Source organism: Streptomyces sp. 13-12-16 (assembly GCF_002114215.1).
In the GTDB taxonomy this organism is placed as follows: domain Bacteria; phylum Actinomycetota; class Actinomycetes; order Streptomycetales; family Streptomycetaceae; genus Streptomyces.
On sequence record NZ_NCTE01000517.1, the window covers coordinates 1 to 4,654 of the forward strand.

Annotated in this window: 6 protein-coding genes and 1 pseudogene; 3 read left to right on the forward strand and 4 right to left on the reverse strand. The window is 74.5% G+C overall.

All coding sequences use genetic code 11. From position 1 onward, the window contains the following. Positions 1-737 (forward strand): small ribosomal subunit Rsm22 family protein (locus B7767_RS20875; RefSeq protein ID WP_085573536.1); only part of this gene is annotated, 737 nt, incomplete at its 5' end. Here B7767_RS20875 and B7767_RS20880 read toward each other — a convergent pair. After that, positions 680-925, reverse strand: coding sequence for a DUF6243 family protein (locus tag B7767_RS20880; RefSeq protein WP_085573537.1), 246 nt, complete (start codon positions 923-925; stop codon positions 680-682). The genes B7767_RS20875 and B7767_RS20880 overlap by 58 nt on opposite strands. Before the next feature lie 99 nt (positions 926-1,024). Here B7767_RS20880 and B7767_RS20885 point away from each other — a divergent pair, with 99 nt between their 5' ends. Continuing rightward, a complete protein-coding gene (locus tag B7767_RS20885; RefSeq protein ID WP_085573538.1) occupies positions 1,025-1,642 on the forward strand; it encodes a TetR/AcrR family transcriptional regulator in 618 nt (205 codons plus the stop codon). Between the two features lie 45 nt (positions 1,643-1,687). On the opposite strand, the gene B7767_RS20890 is transcribed toward B7767_RS20885, so the two are convergent. Further along, on the reverse strand, positions 1,688-2,554 hold the full coding sequence (locus tag B7767_RS20890; protein WP_085573541.1) for a glycerophosphodiester phosphodiesterase: 867 nt from the start codon (positions 2,552-2,554) through the stop codon (positions 1,688-1,690). Positions 2,555-2,767: 213 nt separating this feature from the next. Between B7767_RS20890 and B7767_RS20895 the strand changes: the two genes are divergently transcribed. Next, a complete protein-coding gene (locus B7767_RS20895; RefSeq protein WP_085573539.1) occupies positions 2,768-3,508 on the forward strand; it encodes a bifunctional DNA primase/polymerase in 741 nt (246 codons plus the stop codon). A 13-nt stretch (positions 3,509-3,521) separates the two neighbouring features. Here the strand turns inward: B7767_RS20895 and B7767_RS20900 are convergent, their stop codons facing one another. Next, positions 3,522-4,499: a hypothetical protein gene (locus tag B7767_RS20900; protein ID WP_085573540.1), complete on the reverse strand. Its 978-nt coding sequence runs from the start codon at positions 4,497-4,499 to the stop codon at positions 3,522-3,524. Beyond that, positions 4,396-4,654 (reverse strand): annotated as a pseudogene (locus B7767_RS48175) (hypothetical protein); the annotation flags it as partial. The pseudogene B7767_RS48175 and the gene B7767_RS20900, both read right to left, overlap by 104 nt.

Below are 4,654 nucleotides of genomic sequence, written 5' to 3' on the forward strand. Positions count from 1 at the left end.
CGCCCGGCGGCCACGTGGACGTCGGCGGCGGCACCGGCGCGGCGGCCTGGGCGGTGAGCGCGACCTGGGACGGGGAGCGGCCCGTGACCGTCCTCGACTGGGCCGAGCCCGCCCTCGCCCTCGGCCGGGAACTCGCCGCCGCCAACCCCGCCCTGCGCGACACCCGCTGGCACCGCTCTCGTATCGGAGCAGCGCTCACCATCGAGAGCACCGATCTCGTCACCGTCTCCTACGTCCTCAACGAGCTCACCGCCCCCGACCGCGCCGCCCTCGTCGACGCGGCCGCCCACGCCGCGCAGGCCGTCGTGATCGTCGAACCCGGCACCCCCGACGGCTACGCCCGCGTCATCGAGGCCCGCGACCGCCTGATCTCCGCCGGCTTCCACGTCGCCGCCCCCTGCCCGCACGGCGCCGCCTGCCCCATCGCCCCCGGCACGGACTGGTGCCACTTCTCCGCGCGGGTCAGCCGTTCCTCCCTGCACCGCCAGGTCAAGGGCGGTTCACTCGCCTACGAGGACGAGAAGTTCAGCTACGTCGCCGCCACCCGGCTCCCGGTCGACCCGGCCCCCGCCCGCGTCGTGCGCAAGCCGCAGATCCGCAAGGGCCAGGTCCTCCTCGACCTGTGCGAGAAGGACCCGGCCCTGCGCCGTACCACCGTCACCAAACGCCACGGCGACCTCTACCGGGCGGCCCGTGACACCGACTGGGGCGACCCCTGGCCGCCCGCCGGCGGCTGATCCGGCGCCGCGCCGTCACCTTCCTCCCGCTGCTCCCGCAGCCTGCGCAGCAGTTCCCGCTTCTGGACCCGGGGGTCGGCACCGCCCCCGATCCGGTCCCCGCGTCCGCCCCCGCGCAGGGCCTTGCGGTCCAGGTGCTGCCGGGTGCCGCCGACGCCCAGCATGTTTCCGGCTCCACCTCGGGTCATGACACTCCCCTCTCGTCAGTACGAGACGTATCGTCTCGCCTTCGGTCACTTCCACTGTCAGGCGAGACGCACCGTCTTGTCAACTGGTAGATTCGACCCATGCCCGCGAACAGGTCCGCCCCCGACACCACCCGCCGCAGCGAGCGCTCCCGGCGGGCCATCTACGACGCCGCCCTCGCCCTGGTCGCCGAGGTCGGCTACCCCAGGACCACCATCGAGGGCATCGCCTCCCGCGCCGGAGTCGGCAAGCAGACGATCTACCGATGGTGGTCGTCGAAGGCGGACGTCCTCCTCGAAGCCTTCCTCGACATGGGTGAGCAGGCCGCGGAGGCCGCGGGCCAGGCCCCGTACGCCTTCCCGGACACGGGTGACCTCGCCGCCGACCTCAAGCACGTCCTGCGCGCCACGGTCGACGAACTGCGCGACCCCGCCTTCGAGGCCCCCTCCCGCGCCCTGGCGGCCGAGGGCGTCGTCAACGAGGAACTCGGCCGCGAGTTCGTCGCCAGACTGCTGGAACCCCAGCTCCAGCTCTACGTCGACCGCCTGCGCTCCGCCCAGGGCACCGGAGAGATCCGCCCCGACGTCGACCCGCGCATCGCCCTGGAACTCTTCGTCTCCCCCCTCGCCCAGCGCTGGCTCCAGTACACGGGTCCGATCACCTACGACTACACCGACACCCTCGTCGACTACGCCCTCCACGGCATCGCCCCCCGCTGACCGCACCGCGCCGCACCGGACCACCGCACCGGGCGGCCGGCGCCCTCACCGCCCCAGCACCGCGCTCACCCTCCCCGGCACCCGCGCCGGATGCCGGGCCAGCCGCCCCGGCGCGTCCGTGATGATCCCGTTGCAGCCCAGGGCCAGGGCGCGGTCGCGCTGGCTCGGGGTGACGACCGTGTGGGCCCACACCCGGGGGATGCCGGAGCGCACCGCGCGCCGCAGATCGGCGTCCCGCGCCTTGACGTCGACGTCGAGCAGATCGACGTAGGAGCGCCACCGCTCGGGCCGGTCGGTGCGCATCTGGCGGGCCGAGCGCCACAGCTGGGTCAGCAGACCCAGGCGGTGGACGCGGCGGGCGACCCCGGGGTCGTTGGTGTTCACGAACACCGAGCGGGTCAGACCGCGGGCACGGATCAGCGCGGCCAGCCGCTCCACACCGCGCGGGTCCTTCGCCTCCAGCATCAGCACGGTCCGCCCGCCGAACCGGTCCAGCACCTCGGCGACCGTCGGCGGCCGCTCCGATCGCCAGCTCCCCGGCAGCCGGTCGCGCGGACGCAGCCGTACGCCCCGCCACTCCCCGGCGTCGAGGCCGCGCACCTCGCCGCCCAGGAAGGTCGTGCGGTTCAGGGTCGCGTCGTGGAAGACCACCGGCGTGCCGTCCCGCAGCACCCGCGTGTCGAAGTCCAGCACCTGCGCCGTACCGCGCCGGAACGCCGCCATCAGCCCCGACATGCTGTTCTCCGGCACCTCGCGCGCCCCGCCCCGGTGGGCGACGTACGGGACGCGCGGCAGCGAGTCCACCGTCAGCGGCCCGTCGCCCCACTCCAGCGGCCCCGCAGGGCCCGCGAGGGCCAGCGCGACCACGGAAGCCACGGCCGCCAGGCCCGTCGACGCGACACTTGTGACCATGACGACCACGGTAGGTCCGCACCTCGCCGCAGGCCGCCCGATGGCACCCCGAACGGTGCACGCGCCCGCGCCGTGCGTGTACCTTTCACCACCCTCGTCCCCTCGGGGCCACCTCGCCCCACCTGCGCCGATTGTGCGCTCCGGCCCCCCGGCGCGCACGATCGTGGGACCATGGGGCATGCTGTTGGGCACGACGGCGAGGCGAGGGGATAGATGAGCGCGGAGTTCGGCGGCCGGACCGGCCGACAGGGCAGGCTCTCCCAGTGGCTGCGCGGACGCCGCCCGAAGCAGGCCCCCGCCGACGAGAGCGGCCGCGAGGCCCTGCTGCTCGCCGCCGCCGGAGCGGGACTGCCGCTCGCGCCCGCCGCCCACCCCGCCGCCGGATACGGCTGCTCCTGCGACCGCGTGGGCTGTCCGACCCCCGCCCGGCACCCGGTGTCGTTCGCCTGGCAGACGCAGTCGACCACCGACCGCGCCCAGATCGAGCGCTGGGCCCGCCACCAGCCGCAGGCCAACTTCATCACCGCCACCGGCATGGTGCACGACGTCCTCGACGTCCCCCTCGACGCAGGCCGCGAGGCGCTCACCCGCCTCCTCGACGCCGGTGTCGAGGTCGGCCCCGTCGCCGAGAGCGACGACGGCCGCCTGCTGTTCTTCACCCTCACCCGCGGCACCCCCGAGGACGAGGACGAGTGGTGGCCGTGCGAGCTGGACTGCCACCCCGAGACCATGGACGAGCACCCGGGCCTGCGCTGGCACTGCCGCGGCTCCTACGTCCTCGTCCCGCCGGCCCGCCTCCCGGGCGGCGACGACCGGGCGGTGCGCTGGGTACGCGGCCCCGAGCATCCGCTGCCGGACCCGCTGAGCCTGCTGGAGGTCCTCACCGACTCCTGCGCCCGCCACGCCGGCGAACAGTCCGACCACGCGGGCACGGCCTGGCCCCTGCGCCACTGACCCGGGCCGGGGCCTACTCGCCCTGCGCCGAGGTCAGCCCCTGGACCCGCCCCAGGATCTCCACCGCACCGTCGGCCGGGTCCAGCGCCACCCCGCTGGAGACGAACTCCATCGTCAGCGACTGCCGGATCTCCCCGGTCGTCAGCGCCAGCACGTCCTTGTTCGGCGTCGGCACCGACGCCCCGGCCGCGGCGGTCTGCTTCTGGAAGTGGCGGGTGGTGAAGAACACCAGCGCCCCGCCGTCCTCGGTGCGCAGCGCCAGCGGCGCGTAGTCGCCGTTGGTCACCGGCTCGTCGATGTACTGCGTGGCCAGCCCCGGCCGCGACGACTTCTTCCCGCGCAGGGCCCGCCACTCGCTGGTGTGCGGGCCCTCGGCGAAGGAGTTCCCGCCCTCCTTCAGATACGTGGTGTAGTCCTCGCTCAACTCGCCCGGCGGCACCGCCGGTTCCGCCGAGTCCGCGGGCACGGCCTCGGCCCACCCGTCCTCGTCGGTCCTGAACTCCGGTATGTCGTCCGGGGCGACCAGCGTCAGATACGCCGCTTCCCAGGTCTCGTCCAGCCCGTTCCGGGTGAACACCAGCAGCCAGCGCGACCCGCCGCCCTTGTTGCCGGCCGCGTCGGCGAGGAACCAGCGCGGCCAGCCCGCCTTCTTCGGGATGGTGAACTTCGCGTCCGTCAGCTCCAGCGGCGTGTGCGAGGCGTTGCCCTCCGGGCTGTTGGCCCGCCCGGCCTTCAGCCGTGCCTCGTCGATGTCGGCGAGGGCACCGGTGATGTGGCCGGCGTCCAGGGAACTGTCGTACGCCTTGTCGGCCTTGTTGTACGCGGCCGTGAACTCCTCGAGCGCCTCGGCGGCTTCGGCGCGGGTGGTGGCCGGGAGCACCTCGCGCTCACCGTGCACCACCACACAGCCGCTCGCCGTCACCGACAGGGCGGTCACGAGCGCCCACCTGCCGAGTCCGCGGAGCCCACGAGAGCCGAGATCCCTGCTCATCCGGTTCCCCTCACCTTCCCCTTCCCGGAGGCGAACCCTACCGGGGCGCGGAACGGCGCGAGCGCCGGGACCGGGTCCAGCGGCCGGACCGTGACCCGGAGGCCGGCCGCCGGCGCCGGGCCGGGCCGGACGACCGGCGGGGGAGTGCCGGCACC